The organism is Aestuariimicrobium sp. p3-SID1156 (assembly GCF_025144225.1).
Classification (GTDB): Bacteria; Actinomycetota; Actinomycetes; order Propionibacteriales; family Propionibacteriaceae; genus Aestuariimicrobium.
In genome coordinates this window covers 237318-260254 of the sequence record NZ_JALXXB010000001.1, presented here as the reverse complement: position 1 = coordinate 260254, position 22937 = coordinate 237318, and the positions used below count along the sequence as shown (strand labels likewise).

Annotated in this window: 21 protein-coding genes; 10 read left to right on the top strand and 11 right to left on the bottom strand. The window is 69.3% G+C overall.

Annotation, left to right across the window (positions count from 1 at the left end; all coding sequences use genetic code 11):
* The first annotated feature begins 23 nt into the window (after nt 1–23).
* On the top strand, nt 24–386 hold the full coding sequence (locus M3G03_RS01190) for a DUF3072 domain-containing protein (protein WP_259807478.1): 363 nt from the start codon (nt 24–26) through the stop codon (nt 384–386).
* Between the two features lie 3 nt (nt 387–389).
* Here the strand turns inward: M3G03_RS01190 and M3G03_RS01185 are convergent, their stop codons facing one another.
* Both M3G03_RS01185 and M3G03_RS01180 read right to left on the bottom strand, forming a co-directional pair.
* Entirely contained in the window at nt 390–2330 is a 1941-nt protein-coding gene (locus M3G03_RS01185; protein WP_259807476.1) for an ABC transporter ATP-binding protein, read from the bottom strand.
* A complete protein-coding gene (locus M3G03_RS01180) occupies nt 2323–4245 on the bottom strand; it encodes an ABC transporter ATP-binding protein (protein WP_259807474.1) in 1923 nt (640 codons plus the stop codon). Before M3G03_RS01180 ends, M3G03_RS01185 begins: the two co-directional genes overlap by 8 nt.
* A 401-nt stretch (nt 4246–4646) precedes the next feature.
* Between M3G03_RS01180 and M3G03_RS01175 the strand changes: the two genes are divergently transcribed.
* Together M3G03_RS01175 and M3G03_RS01170 are read left to right on the top strand one after the other, a co-directional pair.
* The gene (locus M3G03_RS01175) at nt 4647–5234 is read left to right on the top strand and encodes a WhiB family transcriptional regulator (RefSeq protein ID WP_259807473.1); all 588 of its coding nucleotides are present in this window, start codon (nt 4647–4649) and stop codon (nt 5232–5234) included.
* 89 nt (nt 5235–5323) lie between these two features.
* Entirely contained in the window at nt 5324–6091 is a 768-nt protein-coding gene (locus M3G03_RS01170) for an HAD family hydrolase (RefSeq protein WP_259807905.1), read from the top strand.
* 31 nt (nt 6092–6122) lie between these two features.
* On the opposite strand, the gene M3G03_RS01165 is transcribed toward M3G03_RS01170, so the two are convergent.
* Nucleotides 6123–6506, bottom strand: a complete 384-nt coding sequence (locus M3G03_RS01165) for a hypothetical protein (protein ID WP_259807472.1) — start codon at nt 6504–6506, stop codon at nt 6123–6125.
* 10 nt (nt 6507–6516) lie between these two features.
* Nucleotides 6517–7794 (bottom strand): serine--tRNA ligase, encoded by a 1278-nt coding sequence (serS, locus tag M3G03_RS01160; protein WP_259807471.1) that lies wholly within the window; start codon nt 7792–7794, stop codon nt 6517–6519.
* A gap of 71 nt (nt 7795–7865) precedes the next feature.
* Here serS and M3G03_RS01155 point away from each other — a divergent pair, with 71 nt between their 5' ends.
* The gene (locus M3G03_RS01155) at nt 7866–9449 is read left to right on the top strand and encodes a diacylglycerol kinase family protein (RefSeq protein WP_259807470.1); all 1584 of its coding nucleotides are present in this window, start codon (nt 7866–7868) and stop codon (nt 9447–9449) included.
* A 14-nt stretch (nt 9450–9463) separates the two neighbouring features.
* Here M3G03_RS01155 and pheA read toward each other — a convergent pair whose 3' ends face one another.
* Entirely contained in the window at nt 9464–10369 is a 906-nt protein-coding gene (pheA, locus tag M3G03_RS01150) for a prephenate dehydratase (protein ID WP_259807469.1), read from the bottom strand.
* A gap of 77 nt (nt 10370–10446) precedes the next feature.
* Here pheA and M3G03_RS01145 point away from each other — a divergent pair, with 77 nt between their 5' ends.
* The gene (locus tag M3G03_RS01145; protein WP_259807468.1) at nt 10447–10704 is read left to right on the top strand and encodes a WXG100 family type VII secretion target; all 258 of its coding nucleotides are present in this window, start codon (nt 10447–10449) and stop codon (nt 10702–10704) included.
* Between the two features lie 9 nt (nt 10705–10713).
* On the opposite strand, the gene M3G03_RS01140 is transcribed toward M3G03_RS01145, so the two are convergent.
* Together M3G03_RS01140 and aat are read right to left on the bottom strand one after the other, a co-directional pair.
* Entirely contained in the window at nt 10714–11577 is an 864-nt protein-coding gene (locus tag M3G03_RS01140) for an Fpg/Nei family DNA glycosylase (RefSeq protein ID WP_259807467.1), read from the bottom strand.
* Nucleotides 11570–12265 (bottom strand): leucyl/phenylalanyl-tRNA--protein transferase, encoded by a 696-nt coding sequence (gene aat, locus M3G03_RS01135; RefSeq protein WP_259807466.1) that lies wholly within the window; start codon nt 12263–12265, stop codon nt 11570–11572. The genes M3G03_RS01140 and aat overlap by 8 nt, the downstream gene beginning before the upstream one ends.
* Before the next feature lie 130 nt (nt 12266–12395).
* Here aat and M3G03_RS01130 point away from each other — a divergent pair, with 130 nt between their 5' ends.
* Nucleotides 12396–13064, top strand: coding sequence for an EcsC family protein (locus M3G03_RS01130; protein ID WP_259807464.1), 669 nt, complete (start codon nt 12396–12398; stop codon nt 13062–13064).
* Nucleotides 13064–14200 (top strand): alanine racemase, encoded by a 1137-nt coding sequence (gene alr, locus M3G03_RS01125; RefSeq protein ID WP_259807463.1) that lies wholly within the window; start codon nt 13064–13066, stop codon nt 14198–14200. Before M3G03_RS01130 ends, alr begins: the two co-directional genes overlap by 1 nt.
* On the opposite strand, the gene M3G03_RS01120 is transcribed toward alr, so the two are convergent.
* Genes M3G03_RS01120 through pdhA form a run of 4 tightly spaced genes read right to left on the bottom strand, consistent with a single transcriptional unit; the run spans nt 14191 to nt 18635 of the window.
* Nucleotides 14191–15102, bottom strand: coding sequence for an ROK family protein (locus tag M3G03_RS01120; protein ID WP_259807461.1), 912 nt, complete (start codon nt 15100–15102; stop codon nt 14191–14193). The two genes, alr and M3G03_RS01120, sit on opposite strands and share 10 nt — an antisense overlap.
* A gap of 8 nt (nt 15103–15110) precedes the next feature.
* Nucleotides 15111–16523 carry a dihydrolipoamide acetyltransferase family protein gene (locus M3G03_RS01115; RefSeq protein WP_259807459.1) on the bottom strand — a complete coding sequence of 471 codons (1413 nt, stop codon included), beginning with the start codon at nt 16521–16523 and terminating at the stop codon, nt 15111–15113.
* A gap of 28 nt (nt 16524–16551) precedes the next feature.
* The gene (locus M3G03_RS01110) at nt 16552–17526 is read right to left on the bottom strand and encodes an alpha-ketoacid dehydrogenase subunit beta (RefSeq protein ID WP_259807457.1); all 975 of its coding nucleotides are present in this window, start codon (nt 17524–17526) and stop codon (nt 16552–16554) included.
* Nucleotides 17523–18635, bottom strand: coding sequence for a pyruvate dehydrogenase (acetyl-transferring) E1 component subunit alpha (gene pdhA / locus M3G03_RS01105; RefSeq protein WP_259807456.1), 1113 nt, complete (start codon nt 18633–18635; stop codon nt 17523–17525). The genes M3G03_RS01110 and pdhA overlap by 4 nt, the downstream gene beginning before the upstream one ends.
* 136 nt (nt 18636–18771) lie before the next feature.
* Between pdhA and M3G03_RS01100 the strand changes: the two genes are divergently transcribed.
* From M3G03_RS01100 to M3G03_RS01090, 3 genes are all read left to right on the top strand, one after another.
* Entirely contained in the window at nt 18772–19806 is a 1035-nt protein-coding gene (locus M3G03_RS01100; RefSeq protein ID WP_259807454.1) for an acyl-CoA dehydrogenase, read from the top strand.
* The gene (locus M3G03_RS01095) at nt 19803–20963 is read left to right on the top strand and encodes a bifunctional PIG-L family deacetylase/class I SAM-dependent methyltransferase (protein ID WP_259807453.1); all 1161 of its coding nucleotides are present in this window, start codon (nt 19803–19805) and stop codon (nt 20961–20963) included. Before M3G03_RS01100 ends, M3G03_RS01095 begins: the two co-directional genes overlap by 4 nt.
* Nucleotides 20964–21194: 231 nt before the next feature.
* On the top strand, nt 21195–22913 hold the full coding sequence (locus M3G03_RS01090; protein WP_259807451.1) for a VCBS repeat-containing protein: 1719 nt from the start codon (nt 21195–21197) through the stop codon (nt 22911–22913).
* The last annotated feature ends 24 nt before the right edge of the window (nt 22914–22937 follow it).

Genomic DNA, 22937 nt, shown 5'->3' with positions numbered 1-22937 from the left:
TACTCCCGTTCTACTGTGCTGGCATGACGAACCAGAACCGTGACGAGCTGAACGCCGAACTGTTCAGCGACACCACCCAGCAGGGCAATGCCGCCGCTCCCGTCCAACCCGACGAGGTGCCCGCCGATGACCCGCGCCACGAGGCCCGCCAGCAGCATGCCGGGCAGACCCTCGGATCCAGCGAGGCAGCGCCCCAGGGCCTGCAGAAGGACCCGTCGAACTGGGTCACCGGAGATGACCCGATGACTGAGTCCCAGCGCAGCTATCTGGACAGCCTGGCCCGCCAGGCCGGTGAGGAACTGCCGGCCAACCTCACCAAGGCCGAGGCCTCCGAGCAGATCGATCGGCTGCAGGCCCAGACCGGACAGCAGCCCCGCACCAGCTGAGAATCAGCTGGTCCACGCGCGCCAGAGGGCGGCGTACTCCCCACCGAGCGCCATCAACTCGTCATGGGAACCGAGCTCGGCGATCTGGCCATCGATCACGACTGCGATCCGGTCGGCGTCGTGGGCGGTGTGCAGGCGGTGGGCGATGGCCACCACCGTGCGTCCGGTCAGAAGGGCGGACATCGAGCCCTCGAGGTGGCGGGCGGTGCGCGGGTCGATCAAGCTGGTCGCCTCATCCAGCACCAGGGTGTGCGGGTCGGCGATCACCAGCCGGGCGAGCGCCACCTGCTGGGCCTGGGCCGGGGTGAGCTTGGTATTGCCCGATCCGACGAGCGTGTCGAGCCCGTCGGGCAGGGCACGCACCCAGTCGGAGGCCTCCACGGCCTCCAGGGCGGTCCAGACCTGGGCGTCGTCAGCGGTGTCCTCCCGAGCGAGGATGATGTTGTCGCGAATGGAGCCGACGAAGACGTGGTGCTCCTGGGTGACCAGGGCAACCTGGGTGCGCAGGTCGTCCAGGGGCAGCCCCATGACGTTCACCCCCCCGACGGTGACGGCGCCGGTGCGGGGCCCGTTGATACCGGCCAACAGGCGTCCCAAGGTGGACTTGCCGGAGCCAGAGGGCCCCACGATTGCCAGCCGCTCCCCCGGGCGCAGGTCGAGGTCAACCCCGTGCAGCACGTCGTGACCCTCGCGGTAGGCGAAGCGCAGGTCGCTTCCGACCATGTGTTGTCCGACCGGCTTCTCGGGAACCGCCGACCGGTCGTGGGGCACGGTGGCGATGCCGAGCAGGCGGGCAGTGGAGGCCATACCCGATTGCATCCGGTCGATGGTGTGCAGCATCAGGTCCATCGGCCCAACCAGTTGTTGGCTGTAGAGGGCGGCGGTGGCGACCTGGCCGAGGGTCACCCAGTCATTGCGGACGCCGAAGACACCCAGGGCGAGCAGGATGACCAGCGGGGTCTTCAGGGCCGTGTCGGTGCCGGTGAACAGCAGGTTTCGCAGGGTCATCGTGTAGCGCTCGGCCTGACCGCAGACTTCGGCATCCCCGTCGGTGATACGGGTGCGACGCCGTTGCAGGCCCAGGGCCTCGACGGTCCTGGCGGCGTCCACCGATTCAGTCAGCGGGGTGTTGAGGCTGGAGTAGGCCCCGCCCTCGGTGATGTAGCCGGGGAGCGAGCGGCGCAGGTACCACACGGCGACGGCCGCGAAGAGCACCAGCGCCAGCAGGTTCGGCAGGGCCAGCAGCGGTGAGGTGACCACGAGCGCGGTGAGCGTGATCGTCACCACGGCCCCGGAGATCATCATCTGCGGAAGCGCCCATTGCGCCGCCTCCCCCATGACGCTCACGTCGCGGGTGACACGGGTGACCAGGTCCCCCGAACTGGCCGATTCCACCCGCGAGAGCGGCAGCCGCAGCACCGAACGGACGATCGACTCCCGGGCCCTGGCAAGCAACTCGTTTCCGAAGATCGCGGTGATGGCCCGGGCCGCGAACTGCAGCGCCACCTGGATGACGATGATTCCGGCCGCCAGTAGCACCAGCCAGCCCAACTCGCGTGGCAGGGAGGGGTCCCCCACGGCGGCACGGTCGATGATGCGGCCGAGCAGGCCGGGCAGAAGCACGCCGACCACCGCGGCCCCCGCGTTGACCACCAGCATCGCAACCAGCATCCAGGGGCGGCGCCCGACCAGCTGCCGCAGGAAGCGCCACACCTCGGCATTCGAGGCCACCGGCAGTCCCCGGTCCGGGGCGCGGCTGGCCCGGAACCACTCCTCGGCCCTACGCTGGCGCACCAGGTAGCGGCTGCGCAGGTCCATCAGGCGACGGATCGGACCGCCGCTGTGGGTGGCGAAGAGTTCGTCGGGAAGGTCTGCCCGCCCCTCCCTGGGTGCAGCCCAGGTCTGGGCGGAGGACGCCAGCAGGTCAACGCTGAGCTCACTCATCGGCGGCCTCCTCCTTGTCCATGTCTTCCTCGAGTCCGCGGGCGACGATCCTGCGGTAATCGGAGCGCTCGAAGAGCTCCTCGTGCGTGCCGGTGGCGATGCACTGCCCGTCTGTCATGAGCACCACCCGGTCGGCACGACGCAGCCACAGCGGCGATACGGTGGTCAGCACGGTCGTCCGCCCCTCCCGGTGGCCGGGAAGGCGTTCGGCAATCCGGGCCTCGGTGTGCGCGTCGACCGCCGAGGTGGGTTCAACCAGTACCAGTACCTCGGGGTCGAGGGTGAGGGCGCGTGCCAGCACCAAACGCTGGCGCTGGCCCCCGGAAAGGCCGCGTCCCTTCTCGTCGATCACGCCGGCCCAACCCCCGGGGACCGCGTCGTACACGTCTTCGGCGGAGGCGGTGACCAGGGCGGCCTCGGCCTGCTCGCGGGAGGCCCGACCCAGCGGGTCGACCAGGCTCTGCAGGCTGCCCGCGAAGACAGCGGCCTGGGCATCGGAGACGACAATGCGTTCCCGCACCTGCTCCAACGGGACCTCGGAGAGGTCGACCCCACCCACGGTGACCCCCCACCGTCCGGAGGCGCGTTCCCGATCACGAGCCATCTGCTCACGGCGCAACTCTCGCAAGCGGGCGCGCTCCTTGCGCGCAGCCCTTCCCCTGAGGTCAGAATCGGCGGCCAGGGCGACGGTCTCGTCCTCCTCCGGCAGGTAGCGCCCCAGACGGTCGGCGAGCCTCGCCGAATCATCGGGACGCCCGGACACGATGACGGTCAACTCCCCCGGCCGGGCTCGGAAGCCGGACTTCTCGTCAACGATCTCGCCACCGACCGGCAGGTCGACCGGGTTGGTGGGCTCGGTCCAGGGCGGGCTCTGGCCCAGCAGTCCGATCGCCTTCTCGGCCGAGACCCGGGCCTGGTTCCAGCGGTTGAGGAACATGAAGATGGTCTGGATCGGGCTCACCAGGAAGACGGCGAAGCCGAAGAAGCTCACCAGCTGGCCGGGGGTGAGCTGGCCGGCGAGCACCTCGCGGGTTCCCAGCCAGGTCACCATGACCATCAGGCCACCGCTCATCAGGGACGCGAGGGCGTCCACCCCGGCCTGCCAGGGTGCTGCCCTGTTGGAGGCGTGACGCACGTCCTGGGACTGGCGGGCGTAGTTGTCGCCGAAGGTGCGCTCACCGCCGATACCGCGCAGGATGCGCAGGCCAGCCACGATGTCGGTGGCCATGCCGGTCAAGGTGGAGGAGAGGGTGCGCTGGCGCATGCGGGCCTCGCTGAGCGGACGCAGCAGCGGCCAGGAGAGCATCACCATGAGCGGTGCCGCAACCAGAACCACCAGGCCGAGGCGGGTGGACTCCTGGAGCACGACGACCGCCACCACCAGCACGGCCAGCGCCGAGGCGATGGCGCGGGTCATCACCTCACCCACGGCCCCGAAGATGTCGGAGTCGCTCATCGCCACCGAGAGCACCTCTCCGGTGGGGGTACGGCGAGGCAGGTTGTGGCCCAGCTGCATGGCTTTGCGGTTCACGAGCAGGATGCCGCGGAAGTAGACGTTGAGCCACTGCGCCACACCGGTGGTGTGCATCAGGGTCCCGGCCAGTGAGCTGATCGTCAGGTTGACCAGCAGGAGGCCGGCCCAGAGCAGGGTCTGACCGACGTCGTGAGCACCGACCCCCGCGTCCAGGGTTCGCCCCAGGAACCAGGGGCTGAGCCCCGCCGGGACGTACCAGAAGACTGCCAGCACAGTGGTGAGCCAGAAGATGCCTCGGCACTGCATCAGCAGCCACCACAGGAAGTGGGCAGGGCCGCGCAGGTCCGGCGTCTCGGGGGTGGTGGGCAGTGGCAGGGGCCGGGGGCCCTCATGGGTGGCGGGCAGGCCGAAGGCAAACACCCGGGGAGGGAAGGTCTTCATCGCCCGGCTAGCCTAGGCCCCTCCCCCTGCCCGGGGCCAACGCCTTTTCGAGGCACCCAGACAACGACGTCGAGTCGTAGTTGAGAGTTGAATGATGACACCGCTACCGGCCCCTCTTTCTTCACGCGTTGTTCACGAACTCGGCGCGTTTTCCCGGCTTTGATTGAGCCTTAACCAATCTCGCCCCAAGCCTGAGTACGGATACTCAAACCGTCTGAGTGTCGTACCCAATCGTGTCTGTGAGAAGTACCCACCGCAGTCGAGTAGCCACCGACCCGAAAAGCACTATGGCGGTCGAAGCCCTTGTGGGACGCTGAAGACGTTCCGATCACAGGAACACCACAGCTCGGCCACGGGTCGGCGTGGTGCGACGAAATACGGTACGCAAAGGACGGCAGACAATGACCAGCAATGGAACACTCCTGGGAGCAGCACAGACCTCTGCACCCGCGTGCGTGGATTGCGATTATCTTTTCCAGCACCCGCTGATGGAGGACGGCCAGAGCCCGCGCACCGTCGATGAGCGCCGCCACCAGATGATGATGCAGCGCAAGGCGGAGAACATCTGCCTCGACTGCCCGATGATGACCCGCTGCCTCTACACCGCCGTCGTCCAGCACGACGTCGCGGGCTTCGCCGCGGGCACCACCCCCCGCCAACGCCAGGAGATGCGTTCCCTGCTGGGCATCAAGGTCCAGCCCGAGGACCTCGATACCCTCGCCGGCGTCTGCGGCCCCAACCGGCAGGTCGACCACGACGAGGTCGTGCGTCTGCGCAATGCCAACCCCTACGAGTCGCTCGAGTCCATCGCCCAGCGCCTGGGCTGCTCGCTGTCGACCGTCAAGCGGCACCTGCGCAAGGCCCGCAGCGGCGACGGTGCTCCCGCCACGCCGCGCCCGGTTCCCCCGAGCCTCGAGCAGGTCCTGCACGCCTACCGCACCGTGCTCGCTCGTCGCCAGCGTGCCACTGCGGCCCGCAGCGCTGCGTGAGCCACGCACACGCCACCCTCTCGTCACCTCCCGTTCAGAAGGTTGGTGGCAGGCTAGGACGCATGATTCGCCCGCGCTGGCGACCGCGTCTGGTCGCACTCGACATCGACGGAACCCTGGTCGACCATGCGGGGGTCATGCCGGACCACATTCGTGAGGCGGTGGCGCGCGTCCTCGACGCCCGGTGCCCTGTCGTCCTCTCCACCGGACGCGGCTGGTCAGCGACCCAGCCGATCTTCGACACCCTCGAGCTGCCGCCGGGCCCGGCGGTCTGCTCCAATGGCGCCGTCCTGGTGAACTACCCACCCTTCGAACTGGCTCGCGTGGCCACCTTCGACCCGGGCCCAGTGATTCGGCGCGTGATGGAGCTCGCCCCCAACGCCCGCGTCGCGGTTGAAGTGATCGGCGCCGGGTACCGGCTCAACAGGCTCTTCCCCGAGGGGGACCTGAGCGGTGAGATGCGCATCGAAACCATCGAGCAGCTCTGCGCCGAACCCGCCAGCCGCATCATCATCCGCGACCCCGACGTCCCCCAGTCCGAGTTCGTGGAACTCGCCGACCGCCTGGGCATGCACGGCGTCAGCTACGCCATCGGCTGGTCAAGCTGGCTCGACATCGCCCCCGAGGGCATCAACAAGGCCTCCGGCCTGCAGCAGGTCTGCCGTCAGCTGGGTGTCCGCCCCAAGGACGTCCTGGCCGTCGGCGACGGCTTCAACGACGTCGAGATGCTCGAGTGGGCCGGCCGTGGCGTCGCGGTCGGGGACGCGGCCGAGGGCGTGAAGAAGCATGCCAACCACGTCACCGACACCTTCGCCAACGGCGGCACCAGCAACGAGCTCAACCGCTGGTTCGCCTGATCCCGCTACTACGCGGGGAGAGGTGGGTCGGTCAGCGGTGCCCGCTGGCCAGGCTCAGCATGGTGACGAAGGCGACCGCCACGGCTGGTAGGAACGCCGCGTAGAAGAGCAGGACGGGCTCCATGCCCAGACCTTCAGAAAACATCCCGCTGGCGAGGGCCACGAAGGACAGCGCACCGAGCCCCCACACCAGTGCGTGGGCGATACCAGCCCGTCGGCGTCCCAACAGGCGCATGGAGACCAGCGCAACAGCCATCAGCCCGCTCTGCAGGGCGAAGTAGTCATAGCCAGCAGCCCCACCGAGCACCATCCAGAGCAGGATGACGACCCACGCGCCCACCGAAATCATGGCGAAGCGCAACACATAGGCGGGGTAGTCAATGTGCTCCACCGGCCCCAGCTCACGAGTCGCCATCATGGTCTGCCTACTTCTCGATCGGGGTCAGGAACTCACGACCACCTAGGTAGGGGCGCAGTGCCTCGGGGATCCGCACCGACCCGTCGGCCTGCTGGTGGTTCTCCAGCAGCATGATGATCATGCGGGTCATGGCGCACAGGGTGCCGTTCAGCGTGGCGACAGGCTTGGTCCCGTCCTCGAAGCGGCCGCGGATGGCCAGCCGGCGGGCCTGGAAGTCAGTGCAGTTCGACGTCGAGGTGATCTCGCGATAGCGGTTCTGGGTGGGCAGCCAGGCGTAGCAGTCGTACTTGCGCGCCGCGCTGAGCCCCAGGTCACCGGAGGCCACGTCGAGCACCTGGAAGGGCAACTCCAGGGCGGTGATGAACTCCTTTTCCCAGCTGAGCAGCTTCTCATGCTCGGCCTCGGCGTCCTGGGGATCGCAGTAGACGAACAGCTCCCACTTGTCGAACCAGTGGACGCGGAAGATGCCGCGGGTGTCCTTGCCGTACGAGCCGGCCTCGCGGCGGAAGGCCGGGGAGAACCCGGCGTAGTGCAGCGGCAGCTTGCCGGCGTCCAGGATCTCGTTGGAGTGGTAGGCAGCCAGCGGGACCTCGGCGGTGCCGACCAGGTAGAGGTCGTCCTCCTCGAGGTGGTAGACGTCCTGGGCGGCCTGACCAAGGAAGCCGGTGCCCTCCATCGCTGAGGGCTTGACCAGCGCCGGAGGGATGATCGGGGTGAAACCCCACTCCAGTGCCTTCGAGAGCGCGAACTGCGACAGCGCGAACTCCAGCAGGGCACCGGGGCCGGTCAGGTAGTAGAAGCGTGAACCCGACACCTTGGCGCCGCGTTCCATGTCGATGGCGCCGAGCATCTCGCCCAGCTCCAGATGGTCACGCGGCTCGAAGCCCTCGGCCGCGAAGTCGCGCGGCGTCCCGATGGTCTCGATGACGGTGCCATCATCCTCGCCACCGACCGGGACGGCATCGATCACCAGGTTGCCCAGCTGCTTGGCCAGCTCGCTGAAGGTGGCCTCGGCCTCGTCGGCCGCGGCCTGGGCGGCCTTGACCTCAGCGGCCAGCTCCTTGGTGCGGGCCAGCAGGGCCTGCTTCTCCTCACCCTGGGCCTTCGCGACCTCCTTGCCGATCGACTTCTGCTCGGCACGGAGCCCCTCAAAGGTGGCAATGGTGTGTCGACGGGACTCGTCGGCGGCAAGCACCTGGTCGACCAGTTCGGTCGACTCACCGCGGCGCTTCTGGGACTCGCGAACGCGGTCGGGATCATTGCGCAGGACGAGTGGATCGATCATGGGTGCAACTCTATCCAGCCCGACCCCGGGCTCGCCCACCGCGTATCCACCTTCACGGATACGATCAAGCCATGAGCACCGCCACCGACGCCCGAGGCCGAGTCTCGCGGCTCGCGCTGTGGACGCTGGTGGGGCTCACCCTGGCCCTGCTGCTGTGGACCTGGCTGGTTGCCCGCAATGGGACGCTGGCCTCCTTCGACACCGCCATTCGCCCTCCCCGCGTCGGGGACGCCGTGCTCGAAGTGGCCCGCGCCCTCGCCGTGATCACCATGCCGATCCCGGTGATCGTCGCGACCACGGGCATAGCCTGGTGGGCGCATGTGCGACGGTTGCGCAACCTGTCCATGGCCCTGGTGATCAGCGGCCTGTTGAGCTGGGCCGCGAGTTCCCTGCTCAGGGTGCTCGTTCGTCGACCGAGGCCGCCGCGCTGGTACGACCCCACCTTCACCGAGTCCGGTTGGTCCTACCCGAGCACCCACGTCGCGCTGATGACCACCTTCGCGATCATGCTGGTCACCACCGCCACCGTGATCCGGCGACCTCGTCGTGAGTTGCGCATCATCCGCGGCCTGGCCATCGCCTCGGTGGCGCTGGTCTGCTTGGATCGCTGGTTGCTGGGCGCCCACTGGACCAGCGACATCGTCGGCGGACTGCTGGTGGGCGGAATGGCGGCTGCCGCGGCAGCCGCCGCGTCCCGGGTGGTGCAGGAGCCGGCCTGGTACCACGTGCCCCTACCCCCGACGCCCGACGGTGATCGCCCGGTCTGCGCCGTCATCTACAACCCTGCGAAGGTGGGCGACGAGGCGGTCTTCCAGCGGCGCATCACTCACGAGCTGGCGATCCGCCAGTGGGACGACCCGCTCTGGCTGACGACCTCGATCGCCGACCCGGGCTACGCCATGTCGCGGGAGGCGATCGCAGCCCGCGCCGACCTGGTCATCGTGGCCGGTGGCGACGGCACCGTGCGCGTGGTCACCTCCGAGTTGGCCCACAGCGACGTGCCGGTGGCGATCGTGCCGGCGGGCACGGCCAACCTGCTCGCCCGCAACCTCGGCATCCCGTTGGACGAGGACGAGGCCTTCCGCGTGGCCTTCGAGGGCTCGCCCCAACCCATAGACCTGGTGCTCGTCACGGTCGATGGCGACCGCCGCAATGCCGAGCACTTCGCCGTGATGGGCGGGCTGGGCATCGACGGCAAGGTCATGGCCGACACCAGGGCCGAGCTCAAGAAGGCCGTCCGCTCGGTGGCCTACTTCGTGGCAGTGGCCCAGAACATCAACACCCCTCCGGTCCCCGCCACCATCACCGTGGACGACCGCCTGGTCAGCGACAATCCGGCCACCCTGATGCTGGTGGGCAATGTGGGCGAGGTCCAGGCCGGCCTGAGGATCTTCCCGCATGCAACGCCCTTCGACGGGGAGATCGACCTCATCGCGACCGGGCCCTCGGGCTTTGGACAGTGGTTCCGGTGGGGGTTGGGCGTCCTGCGGCGGCAGCACGACCAGCAGGTCACCCAGGTCCAGGGCAAGCACGTCCGCATCCGCGTCGCCGAGCCGATGCCCTACCAGTTCGACGGCGACACCCTGGGCGTCGCGTCGACCTTCGACGCCGAGGTGGTCCCGGCAGCGGTCAGCGTGATGGTGCCCCGACGCTGAACAGCAGGACGCACTCAGCCGCGCAGCGACTCCAGCCAGGCACGCGCCTCGCGATAGTCCTCGTCAGCGGCGCCAGGGCCGATGGTGGGCGCCGTGAGGTCCGCACGGGGGTAGCTCCCCACGAACACGACATCACGACAGATCCGCTTGAGCCCCATCAGGGTCTCGGCCATCCGTTCCTCGTCGATGTGGCCCTCGGCATCAATGGAGAAGCAGTACTGCCCCAAGGAGGTCTTGGTCGGCCGGGACTCGATGCGGGTGAGGTTCACCCCGCGCGCCACGAACTGCTCGAGCAGGTCCAACAGACCGCCGGGGCGATCGATCTCGGGATAGACCACCAACGTGGTCTTGTCGGCTCCGGTCGGGGGCACCGCGCGGCCCGGGAGCGAGACCAGCACGAAGCGAGTCACCGCCGAGGAATTGTCGGCGATCTCGCTGGCGACCTCCTCGAGACCGTACATCTCCCCCGCCACCCGGGCGCACACGGCGGCATCGAAACGGGACTCGGGGTTGGACACCTCAGCGGCAGCACCGGCGGTTGAACCCTGCTCGGTCACCACCGCCTCGGGCAGGTTCGCAGCCAACCACAGGCGCACCTGGGCGGCAGCGTGCGGATGGGTGACGATCTGCCGGACGTCCTGCAGCGGCGTCCCCGGTCGGGCGAACAGGCCGAACTGGACCGGAAGCAGCACTTCTCGGACGATCCGGAGCAGTGGTTCGGTGGCCAGGTTGTCCAGGGTGGCAGAGACGCCGCCCTCCAAGGAGTTCTCGATCGGCACCAGCGCCGCCTCGACCTCCCCGGACCGGACCGCGTTGAGCGTGGCCACCACCGAGGGGAAGGGCTTGTGGTCCCCGTCGGCGCCGAGAGTCAGCAGGGCTTGGTGGGTGAAGGTTCCGGCGGGTCCGAAGTATCCGAGCACCCGGCCAGCCTATCCCGGTCACGTGACCCCAACCCCGCCTAGTGTCGGAGGTATTGCAGACCGGTCGAGGAGGGGGCATGACGATCATGGAACACGCCGAGACTGAGGTCTTGCGGACGGCGGCCGACCGGGTCGAGGCGGCCACCGACCACCTCCACATCGTCCAGCGGGACCTCGCTGCCCACATGGAGGAGCTGCGGTTGGGCTGGCCCGAGCAGGCGGCCGGGGCCTTCATCGCCGCCTATGCCCGCTTCGATCGCGAACTCGAGGACGTCAAGCGGGGGCTGGACGAGATCCACGAGCTACTGGCCCTCCGCGAACGCCCCGGTGCGTGAGCGACTGAACTACTTCAGCAGCCGCGACATCCGTCGATCGGCCAGCTTCTTGCCCTGGGTCTGGCAGCCCGGGCAGTACTGCAGGGAGGAGTCGGCGAAGGACACCTCCGCGATGGTGCTGCCACAGACCTGACAGCTCTCCCCTGTGCGACCGTGGACGCGCATCCCGGCGCGCTTGGAGTCCTTGAGCTTCTCCGCCCCCAGCCCCTGCGTGGCGGCGACGGCCGCGGTGAGGACCTGGCGGATCGTCGCCAGTAGGGCGTCCCGCTGCTGACGCCCCAGCCCACTGGCGGGTTGGAATGGACTCAACCGGGCCTCGAAGAGGATCTCGTCGGAGTAGGCGTTCCCGATCCCGGCGAGGGTGCGCTGGTCCTTGAGGACGCCCTTGATCTGCGCACGGCCGGCCCTGGTTAGGATCTCGTCGAACTGGTCCTCGGTGAAGCCCTCGGCGAGCGGGTCTGGCCCGAGGGTCTCGATCATCGGCACCTCGTTCGGTTCCTGGACGACGTGGACCGCGAGGTGTTTCTGGGTCCCGGCCTCGGTGAGGTCGAACCCGGATCCGTCCGACAGTGTGACGCGCAGCGCCAGCGGATTCTTGCCGGGGCGGACGGGTTTGTCCGGCATCTGGTCGCGCCAGACCAGCCAACCGGCGCGGGCCAGGTGGAAGATCAAGTGCATGCCCTGGGCGTCGAGGTCGATGAACTTCCCGTGCCGCGCCACGGCCGTGATCTCCAGACCCAGCAGGGCGTCCGGTGGCGGCAGCACCGTCTTCAACGCGCTGAAGGCGGCCAACTGGATGCTGTCGATGGACTTGCCGACGCAGCGTTCCTCCAGAAAGCCGCGCAGGGCCTCCACCTCGGGCAGTTCAGGCATCGGCGCTCCCCTTCCAATCAGGTGGACCGGCGGTCAGGACGCGGTCGAGTCGTTGCAGGTACTCCGTGCGCGGCACCTCGATGACACCCATGCTGGCCAGGTGCGGGGTCTGCCATTGGACGTCCAGCAGTCTCCGCTCGGCCAGGTCTTCGGCGGCGACGCCGCGGGCGAGTTCGGTGACGAGCCTGAGCAGCGCCACCTTGGAGGCGTCCCGGCCGTGTTCGGGGTCGTGGAACATGGACTCACCGGCGAACAGGCCGCCGATCGAGACCCCGTAGAGTCCACCGACGAGGCGGCCCTCGGCGTCCCAGACCTCCACAGAATGGGCCTGGCCGTCCTCGTGGAGGGTGGAATAGACGGCGCGGACCTCCTCGGTGATCCAGGCGCCCTCGCGTTCGGGATTGGCGCACTGGCGTATGACACGGTGAAAGGCCTGGTCAATGCTGGTGCGGTAGCGTCTGACTGATTTGCGCAGGCTGCGGGTGACGCGCACCTGGTCCAGCGGCAGGATGCCGCGGCGCATCGGTGACCACCAGCCCATCTCGGTGGAGAAGGCGGACTCGAGCAGCGGCATCGGGAAGACGCCGCACTGGTAGGCGGCCAGGACCAGGGGCGGGTCGAACTCCTCGCAGAACCCGATCAGGTCCTGCCGGGGCCACTGGGCCTCCTCACCGAACACGCGCACCATGCCTCCAGTGTGCACCGAGGGTCTGACAGGAATGGCCGGATGCGACTTGAGGGTGGGTTCAGGGTCGCGATCCCGGTGGTCGCGGACCGGTTCCGCATACTCTGGACAGGCAGATGCAAGGAGGAACCACATGGCCACCGCCAAGGATTTCGGCAAGTCGATCATGGCGTCGACCAGGATCAATTCCAGTGCCCTGCGCAAGGTGCTCGACGTCGCCATCGTCGGCGGCGCCAACCTGCCGGGCGCACGGCAGTCGGCCGCCACCCACCTGGGCAAGAAGATGGACCGTGAGGGTGCCATTGATTCGCTGGTCACCCAGCATGTCAGCCTGGCCGGGGCCCAGGGGTTCGCCACCAACGTCGGCGGCCTGGTCGTCGCGGTCTTCGCGGTGCCCGCGAACCTGGCCGGGATCACCGTCGTCCAGTGCCGGATGGTGGCCGCGATCGCCCACCTGCGCGGCTATGACATCGATGATTCCCGGGTCCGCAGCGCGATCCTGATGTGCCTGCTGGGCGAGGAATCCGCCACCGACCTGGTACGCGAGCGCATCCTTCCCTCGACCCCGATGGCGATCGCCACCGCCCCGGCCTATGACCCGCGCCTGGACGACCAGATCTCCGGCAACGTGCTCAGCCACCTGGCCGCCCAGATCGGCGGCAAGAAGCTGCCGCTGCTCCTGGGCAAGCGGATCCCGCTGATCGGCGGTGGCGTCGGAGCCCTCACCGACGGCTACCAGACCTTCCAGATCGCGACCTACGCGCGGCGCGAGTTCGTCGACCGACGCCGTCTCACCCGCTGATGAGCCTCACCGCTCCCGTCGTCGCCACCATCGACCTGGACGCCATCGCCTCGAACCTGCGCGGCCTTCGCGCGAAACTTCCGTCCGGCACGGCGATGCTGGCGGCGGTGAAGGGCAATGCCTATGGCCATGGTGCCGTCCCTGTGTCGCGTTTCCTCCAGTCGCAGCGGCTGGTCGAGATGCTGGGCGTGGCGACCGTCGCTGAGGGCATCCAGCTGCGCGATGCCGGGGTCGGGCTGCCGATCCTGAAGCTGAGCCACTGCCTGCCCGATGAGGTCGCCCGCGCCGTCGGGGCCGGGCTGAGCCTGACGGTCGTCGACGAGGACACCATTCGCACCGCAGCGAACGCTGTCGAGGACACGACGGTGGGCGTCCACGTGAAGCTTGATTCGGGCATGGGACGCATCGGCGCCCCGCTCGAGGACGCCCCCCGCCTCGCACGACTCGTGCGCGACCTGCCCGGCATCAGCCTGGATGGGATCTTCACCCACCTGCCCGTCAGCGACGTGGCAGACGACGGCGGCTTCACCCGCGACCAACTCGCCCGCTTCCGCGCGGCAGTGGAGGCGGTGCAGGCCGAGGTCGGCCCGGTGCCGTTCGTCCACGCCGCGAACTCCGGGGCGATCCTGGGGGCGGAGGACCTGGACGGCTTCACGCTGGCGCGTCCGGGGGTCTCGGTCTACGGCTACTACCCGGACGCCACCACCCCGCGCTCGGTGGAGTTGACCCAGGCGCTGCGGTGGACGACACGACTGCTCTTCCGCAAGCTCGTCACCGCGGGAACGACGGTGGGATACGGCCGCACCTGGACTGCCGACCGCGACACCTGGGTCGGGACGCTCCCGGTCGGGTACGCCGACGGCTTCAGCCGATTGAACTCGAATAGGGGTCGGGTGCTGGTCAATGGGCGCAGCGTGCCGATCGTGGGGCGGATCTGCATGGACCAGTGCATGGTTGACCTCGGCCCCGACTCGGCTGACCAGGTCGGCGATGAGGTCGTTCTGCTGGGCGGCCAGGGCGAGGAGTTCATCAGCACCGAGGAGATGGCTGAGCTGATGGGAACCATCACCTACGAGGTGACCTGTCTGATCGCGCCGCGCGTCGAGCGAATCCACCGCTCGGCGGCTCAGCGATAGCGCGCCCCGGCCTCGGCCGCACGCGCCCAGTGGGCTGCCCCGACGATGGCGCTGCGCTCGGCGTCCGGGGAGAACCAGACAGGCACCGGGGAGCCGTAGGCGAAGTGCATCCGGGCGGTGAAGAATCTGTCCACCAGCTCGGTCGAGCGGGCAATCGAACCGCCCATGACCAGGCCCTCGGCGCCGAACTCGTGCACCACCGGCTCGATGACCTCGGCCAGCACCCGGTAGGCGTCGTCGAAGATCTTCAGAGCGACCTCGTCACCGGCAAGAGCCGCCTCGGCGATCGGCTTGACCTCGACCCACTCACCCGTGGCCTCACGCCAGGCCTCGCGAATGGCGCCGCGCGAGACCAGTTCCTCCAGCGGCCGGCCCCCGTGGTGGAGGGTGTGCACCTCGCCCAGGCGCGGGATGCCGGGGCCGGTCACCACCGGCACGCCGTCGACGACGAAGGCGGAGCCGATGCCGGTACCCAGGGTGAGCCCGATCGAACGGTGCAACCCCTGGGTGGCGCCGGCCATGGCCTCGCCGACCCCGAAGGCGTCCGCATCGTTCAGGAAGTGGATGGCGCCGGCGCCGAGGCCTGCGCGCAGGTCCGCGCCGACGTCGTGGCCATGCCAGTGGTCGAACTTCGGAACCCCGGTGAAGTCACCGATCCCCCGGTCGTAGTCGAAGGGTCCGGGGATGGCGGCCCCCCAGACCGCCCCCTCCGGCGCGCCGAGCTCCCGGCCGGCATCGGTGATCACCCGCGCCAACTCGTCGGCGGGCGCCATGTTGTGCAGGGACTGCCGTGAGACCACCTCGACAGCGCCCGCAGAACTGGCCCACGCGGCGACCACGTGCGTCCCCCCGATTTCGAGGACCGGGACGCGTTCGTCGCTCTTGGCAAGGGGAGTCGTCATCACGCCCCTCAGTACAGCATGGCGAGCTCGGGATCCTGCAGCAGGTCGGCCACCTCGCGCAGGAATCGTGAGCCCTGCTCGCCGTCAATGAGGCGGTGGTCGAAGGAGATCGAGATGGTCGTGACCCAGCGCGGCTCGACCCGCTCGTCGGCGCCCTCGCCCACCACCCACGGCTTGCGGTCGATCGAGCCCATGCACAGGATCGCGGACTCGTTGCCGTTGATGATCGGGGTGCCGGACTCGACGCCGAAGACGCCGACATTGGTGATCGTGAAGGTGCCGCCGCCGTAGTCTGCGGGCTGGAGCTTGCCCTCCTTGGAGACCTGGACCAGCGCATTGATCGCCCGGCAGAGCTCAAGCAGGTTCATCTGCTGGGCGCCCTTGATGTTGGGCACCATCAGCCCACGCGGGGTGGCGGCGGCGATGCCCAGGTTCACGTCCCCGTGGAGGACGATCTCCTGGTTGTCCTCGTCCCAGGACGCGTTGATCTCCGGGGTGTTGGCCATCGCCAGGCAGCAGGCCTTGGCGTAGAGCAGCAGCGGGCTGACGCGCAGGTTGGCGAACTCGCGACGGGCGCGGAGGCGTTCGACCATCTCCATGGTGGCCGTGATGTCGATGGTGACCCACTCGGTGACGTGCACATGGGTGCTGGTGGAGGCAATCATCGCCTCGGCGGTCACCTTGCGGACGCCCTTGATCGGGATGCGTCGTTCACCGGTCGACGACCGCTCCTCCACACGGGGGGCCGAGCCCATCGCCCCGAGTGCTGCCAGGGCGGCAGCCGCCTCGACGTCGGCGCGGGTGATGGAGCCCTGTGGGCCGGTGCCGACGACCGTGTCGAGGTCCACCCCGAGCTGCTTGGCAAGTTTGCGGACCGGCGGCTTGGCCAGGGTTGGGTCGGGGACCCCGGAGAGCACCAGGTCGGTGCCGCGAGCCGGATCGCCGGGGGTGGGCAGGGGGTCGCCGTGGGGTTCTGCCTGGACGCGATGGGGTTCGTGCACGTCATCGGGACGCCGTGAGGGCGCGGACTGCCCGTAGGCGTCCGCCACCGCCTGATGGGCGTTGGCAGCGCCATTGCCCTTCGTGGAGGACCGGGCCCGGGAGCGACGGTGGCGTCCGCTGGACGGAGCAGCGCCGTAGCCCACCAACAGCGGCTCCGGTTTGTCGTCCTCCTGCTCGGGCTGGGCACCGTCGTCAATCACGACGATCGGCGTCCCGACCGGCACCGTCTGCCCGGCCGCGACCAGGATGCGCGCGACAGTCCCGGTCCACGGGATCGGCAGCTCGACGATCGACTTGCTGGTCTCCACCTCCAGCACCACGTCGTTGACCTTCACGTGGTCGCCCTCAGCCACATGCCAGGCGACGATCTCGGCCTCGACCAGCCCCTCGCCCGGGTCAGGCAGCAGGAATTCCTTCATCGGTCAGTACTCCTCAGTAGCCCGGTCGTCAGTAGCCCATCGACTCGTCGATGGCGTCCAGGATGCGGTCGGCATTGGGCAGCCAGTCCTCCTCCACCCGGCTCCACGGGTAGGGGGTGTCGTAGCCGGTGACCCGCAGCACGGGTGCCTCCATCGTGTAGAACAACTCTTCGCCGAGGCGCGCGGCCAGTTCGGCACCGACTCCGAGCGTCCGATGGGCCTCGTGGACCACGATCGCTCGCTTCGTGCGCTTCACGGAGTCGGTGATGGTCACCATGTCGATCGGGCTGAGCGAGCGCAGGTCGACGACCTCGACCGAACGACCTTCCTCCTCAGCGATCGAGGCCACCTCAAGGCAGGTCTTCACCTGCGGGCCCCAGGCGAGCAGGGTGATGTCACGCCCCAGACGCGCGACCCGGGCCTGGTGCAGCGGCATCGGGCTGGCGGCCTCGTCGACCTCGCCCTTCTCGTGGTAGCGACGCTTGGGCTCGAAGAAGATCACCGGGTCATCGGAGGCGATGGCCTGCTGGATCATCCAGTAGGCATCCGCCGGATGGGAGCAGGTGACCACCTTCAGCCCCGGCGTGTGCACGAAATAGGACTCCGGGGACTCCGAATGGTGCTCGATCGCGCCGATGCCGCCGCCATAGGGAATCCGGACCACGACCGGCAGCCGAATCGCCCCATTGGAACGGAAGTGGAACTTGGCCAGCTGGGTCACGATCTGGTCGAACCCCGGGAAGACGAAACCCTCGAACTGGATCTCGCACACCGGCCGGTACCCGCGCATGGCAAGACCGATGGCCGTGCCGATGATGCCGGACTCAGCCAGGGGGGAGTCGATCACCCGGTCCTCGCCGAAGTCCCGCTGCAGGCCCTCGGTGATGCGGAACACTCCGCCCAGGGCGCCGATGTCCTGCCCGGCGAGCAGCACCTTCGGATCGGCCTCGAGGGCCCGGCGCAGGCCCGCGTTCAGCGCCCTGCCCAGCGTGAGGGTGCTCATGCGAACGACTCCGCCCACGACACGTACTGCTCCTTCTGTGCCCTCAGTTCATGCGTCTGCTCGGCATGGACGCGGTCGAAGGCGGTGGCCAGGTCCGGGACCTCAAGCCCATGGCAGGCGCGCCGCACGTCTGCGCCGAAGTCCTCGCACTGGGCGTCCAGGTCGTCGAGCCAGGCCTGGTCAAGCTCGTCGATGCTGGCCAGGTAGGTCTTGACCCGTTCGATGGGGTCACGGCCACGCCAGTGTTCGTCCTCGTCGGCGAGTCGGTACTTGGTCGGGTCGTCGGAGGTGGTGTGGGCCCCCATGCGGTAGGTGAAAGCCTCGATGAAGGCGGGCCCCTCGCCGCGCCGGGCGCGTGCCATGGCCCATTCGGTGACCGCCTGCACCGCCAGCACGTCGTTGCCATCGACTCGGATGCCGGGGAAACCGAAGCCGCGCGCCCGCTGGTAGAGCGGGATGCGGGTCTGGCGATGGGTCGGCTCGCTGATCGCCCACTGGTTGTTCTGGCAGAAGAAGACCACCGGCGCGTGGTAGGAGGCCGCAAAAACGTAGGCCTCGTTGACGTCGCCCTGGCTGGAGGCGCCGTCGCCGTGGAAGGCGAGCACCGCCGCACCCTCGGCGCCATCGAGCTGCAACCCCATCGCGTAGCCGGTCGCGTGCAGGGTCTGGGAGCCGATCACCAGGGTGTAGAGGTTGAAGCGGAAGGTCTGCGGGTTCCAGTCGCCCTGCCCCGTGCCGCGCCATAGTTTCAGCATCTCCGACACCGGGACGCCCATGGCCAACGCGACCCCATGCTCCCGGTAGGAGGGGAAGACGAAGTCGTTCGGGCGGAGGGCTGCAGCGGCACCGGCCTGGGCGGCCTCCTGGCCCAGCAGCGGGGGCCAGAGGCCGAGTTCGCCGTGGCGCTGCAGGGCGGTGCCCTCCGCGTCGAAGCGACGGGCGAGGACCATGTCACGCAGCAGGCCGCGCAGCGTGGCGGCGTCCCCCTGCCAACTGAAGTCGGGATGCTCGACGCGCTCGCCCTCCGGCGTGAGCAGCTGGACCATGTCGGAGGGGTCGAGCGACCTCCACCGATCAGTCGGATCACTCACTCCGACCAGTGCACTCATCGGGACCTCCACACGCGGGTACGGCTACCTACGCTAACGTAGGTTCCTCCTCGTTGGTGTTGGAGATATCCCACTGTGCTCGGCTTCCTCTTTTGGGGGCCAGCGGCCTTGTCGGGGCTCTGGCATCGTGGCGACCATGACCGATTCCGCCAGTTCTGCCGCCCCCGTGCTCCTCACCTCCGGCCTCGACGAGGCCTGGCTCACCGAGCTTTCGGGACGCGCGGAGCAGGCGCGTGGGGACCTTTCTGCGTCCCTCACCCTGGCGCGCGAGGTCGCCGACCGACACCCCACGCCGGGAGTGGGCGGGACCGCAGAACTGTGGAGCGCGCTGGCGACCCTCGGGGCCGTCGACCTCGGCGTGGCGCGAATCGTCGAACCGCACCTGGACGCCATCGGTATCCTCACCCAGGCGGGGGTGGGCATCGACCCCGACGCGACCTACGGGGTGTTCGCGGCCGAGGGCCCGGGGATGCGGCTGGAGGCCGCAGAGACCGGCGAGGGGTGGCGGCTGTCGGGCCAGAAGCCGTGGTGCTCGCTGGCCGGGGAGCTCAGCCACGCTCTGGTCACCGCCTGGACCGCCCCGGACTCTCGTCGGCTGTTCTCCATCCCGCTCGCGCAGGTGCAGGTGCTGGACCGGCCCTGGCCCTCGCGCGGGCTGGCGGAGGTGCCGTCCGGCCCGATCGAGATGCAGCGCGTCACCGGTGATCCGGTCGGTGACGACGGCTGGTACCTGCGGCGTCCAGGCTTCTGGTGGGGAGGTTGCGGGGTGGCGGCGGTTTGGTTCGGCGGCGCCGTCGGGCTGGCCCGTTCACTGCGCGCCGCCGCCGGGAAGCGCGAACCCGACCAGGTCGCCCAGATGTTGCTCGGGCAGGTCGACGTCGCGCTGCACTCCGCACGGCTCGCCCTGGCCGATGCCGCCCGTCGCGCCGACGGCGACGACGAGACCCCCGGCGAAGTGGTGATGGGACGCACCCGGCTGGCCGTCCACGACGCCTGCGAGCTGGTGCTGCGGTCGGTGGGCCACGGGCTGGGCCCCGCACCCCTCACCCAGGACGAGCAGCACGCCAAGCGCGTCACCGATCTGGAGGTCTACCTGCGCCAGTGCCACGCCGAACGCGACGAGGCCGCCCTCGGCCGCTCCTTGGTCGCGAACCTGCAGGTGGCCTGGTGAGCGCCGATTTCCGGCACAGGGACGCGGGCACTGCCGAACAGAACAGGCTCGACTCCCCCGCCTGGGCGGCGCTGCCCCGACTGGGGCCGGAAGTCCTGGCGGGCGTCCGCCGAGCCCTGGTCCTGGCCGCGCACCCGGATGACGAAACCCTCGGCGCCGGCGGGCTCATCGCATCCCTGCGGGAGAGCGGGGCGCAGGTCGAGATCATCACCGCGGGCGTCCTCAGGTTGCCCGACGGGCAGCTGGCCGACCACTGCGAGGAGCTCGTCGCCGAGCTCCGCCAACGGCTGGACGGCGTGGACCTGCTGGTCGCGCCGTGGCGGCACGACGGCGACGCCGACCGCAACGCCTACGGATGGGCGGCTGCCCGGGTGGCCCACGAGAGGGCTGTCCGGCTGCTGGAATACCCGATCTGGTGGTGGCATCGCGGCGACACCTATGGCGAGTGGCCCGGGAGCGCGGTCCGGGTGGACTTGTCCGGCGATGAGGTGCTGCTCGGTGAGCACGTGCTGGCGCACTCCCGACGCGATGCCGAAGTGTTCTTCCTCACCGAGCCGGGCCAGCGCGTCGCCGTGGAGATGGAGCAGCTCCACGCCGCCAGCCCCGACCCGTGGGGCGCGGAGGACCGTTGGTATGAGGAACGCAAGCGGGCGGTGCTGCTGGCGTCCCTGCCCCGGCGGCGATTCGCTCGGGCGCTCGAGGTCGGCTGTTCGGCCGGGCGGCTCAGCCTCGACCTCGCCGGACGGGTCGATGAGCTGGTGGCGCGAGATGTCTCCACCACCGCCGTGGCTGCAGCCTCCCGGCAGCTCGCCGGTACCCGCGCCGACGTGGCGTGGTCCAACCTGCCCCGCGACTGGCCCGCGGGCAGCTTCGACCTAGTCGTGCTCTCCGAGACCGGCTACTTTTTCAGCCCCAGAGCACTCGAGGAGTTCCTGCAGCGGGTCGCGGGCAGTCTGGCCGAGGACGGCGTGCTGGTTGCCTGCCACTGGATGCACCCGATCGAGGACTGGGAACTGGACGGCATCGACGTCCACCAGCGCCTGGCCGAGGCCGATTTCCTGACGACGCTGGCGCAGCACCGCGAGGAGGACTTCTGGTTGGACGTCTTCGTACGTCCCCCGGCGGTCTCGGTGGCACGGGCCGAGGGGGTGGTGTGACCGAGCGGATGGAGGTGGTGATCCCGCCCGGGACGAGGAGGCGCTGATCGGTCCTGCCTCGAAGCAGTTGCTCGGGACGCCGCCAGAGCCGCGCGGTGCAGGGCTTCGCGCACTGGGTCTGGAGCCCGTCGGCCGGGCGGCCCGGACCCTTGAGGCGTGCTTGAGGCGGAGGTGCGGTGACCGAAACGGTGACCTACAGTGACCTCGGAATCCCCCCGGAATGGAGCCGCCATGCCCACGATCCGCCGTCTCGCCACCCTTCTGGCCCTGACCCTCACCGCGACCCTCTCACTGGTGAGCCCGGCATCGGCCGCAGAGAGCTGGGATGTCGACCCGACCAGCCGCGCAGCCCGCGGCCCGATGGGCCCGGCCAGCGCCGCTGCCCCGGCGTCCAGCGGCCGGTTGGCCCCGGCGGCAGCGAGCAGCGAGGAGACCGCGGCGCTGGCGAGGCTGAATGCGCACCGCTCGCGCGCTGGGCTGCGTCCCATGTCGCTGACCGCCCCCACCGCTGCGGTGACCTCACACGCCAACTACCTGGCGAGGAACTGGTCGGTGAGCGGGCTGAACATCTACGGCGAGGAGGCCGGGCTGCCCGGCTACACGACAGCCGGGGCGGCCGTCGCCCCGCAGACCGAGGCGGTCGGGGGCTGGCTGAGGACCTATTCCGCGATGGTCGACTTCCTGGTGGCTGACCCGCTGGCGCAGTACTACGGGCTGCTCAACCCGCGCGTGAACCAGGTCGCGTTCACCCGATCCGGCGCGGTGATGGTGATGTGGCTGCCGGTCGGTGGCGAGACCTCCCATCCCACCCCGATCGTCTTCCCGCGCGGCAACAATGTCGACCTGCGAGCGATGCCCACGGAACTGAGCCCCTTCTACACGCAGAACTGCGGGATGACCAGCACCTCCTGGGGGTTCCCGATCACCATCCAGTTCGACCCCTCGGTCTATGGGCGCACCGAGGTCACCAGCTCGGTCGTGCGCGTCGACGGCCGGGCAGTGCCCCATTGCGTGGTCACCGACACCCAGGACCTCGGCACCCGGGGACAGATCGTGCTGATCCCGCAGCGCCCGGTCCCGGCCGGAGCGTACGTCAGCGGGAGCTGGACCGCCTCGTTGTTCTCCCCCGACGGCACCACGGCGCGCACCCAGTCGGGTGCTTTCGAGATGACCACCTCGGCAGCCGTCACGACGACCCCGGGTGACCAGACCGGCGACAACACCGGTGACCTGGTCGCGGTGGACCAGACCGGTGCGATGCGCCTCTACAAGGGGGTTCGCCCTGGTCGGCTCACCTTGGGCGCCAAGACCGGCTCCGGCTGGTCGGACTTCACCTGGGCCAGCCGCGTCCCCGACCTGACCGGCGACGGGCGCGACGACCTCATCGGACGCCGCAGCAACGGCGGCATCTACTTCTACACCGGCTCCGGCATGGGCCACTTCAGCTACACCCGCCAGATCGGTTGGAACTGGAACGGTCTGCGCAACCTCACTGTGGTCGGTGACATGAATGGCGACAAGAAACCCGAGATCGTGGGGATCATCACCTCCGGACCCAATGCCGGACGCCTCGCCAGGTACACGTTGTCAGCCAGCGGGATCAGCGGCATGGCGCTGATCGGGTCGGGCTGGGGGAGCATTCGCATGATGACCGCCATCGGCGACCAGGACGGCAACGGCAGCCGGGATTTCCTCGCCACCAATGACAAGGGCCTCCTGCTGGTCTACTACACCGGGGGCGGACGCGTCGTGAAGACCACCCAGATCGGCCACGGCTGGACCGGCTGGAGCGTCCTCCACAGCCCCGGTGACCTGGGAGGCGACCGCAGGCCGGACGTCCTCGGCCGGGCCCCCGACGGCACGTTGTACAGCTGGGAGACCACGTCCGGGCGCCTGGTGAACCGGCGAATCGCCGGCACCGGGTGGAACGGGACTCGGCTCTTCGCCTGAAGCCCGGCGCCCGCAGCGGGGTGC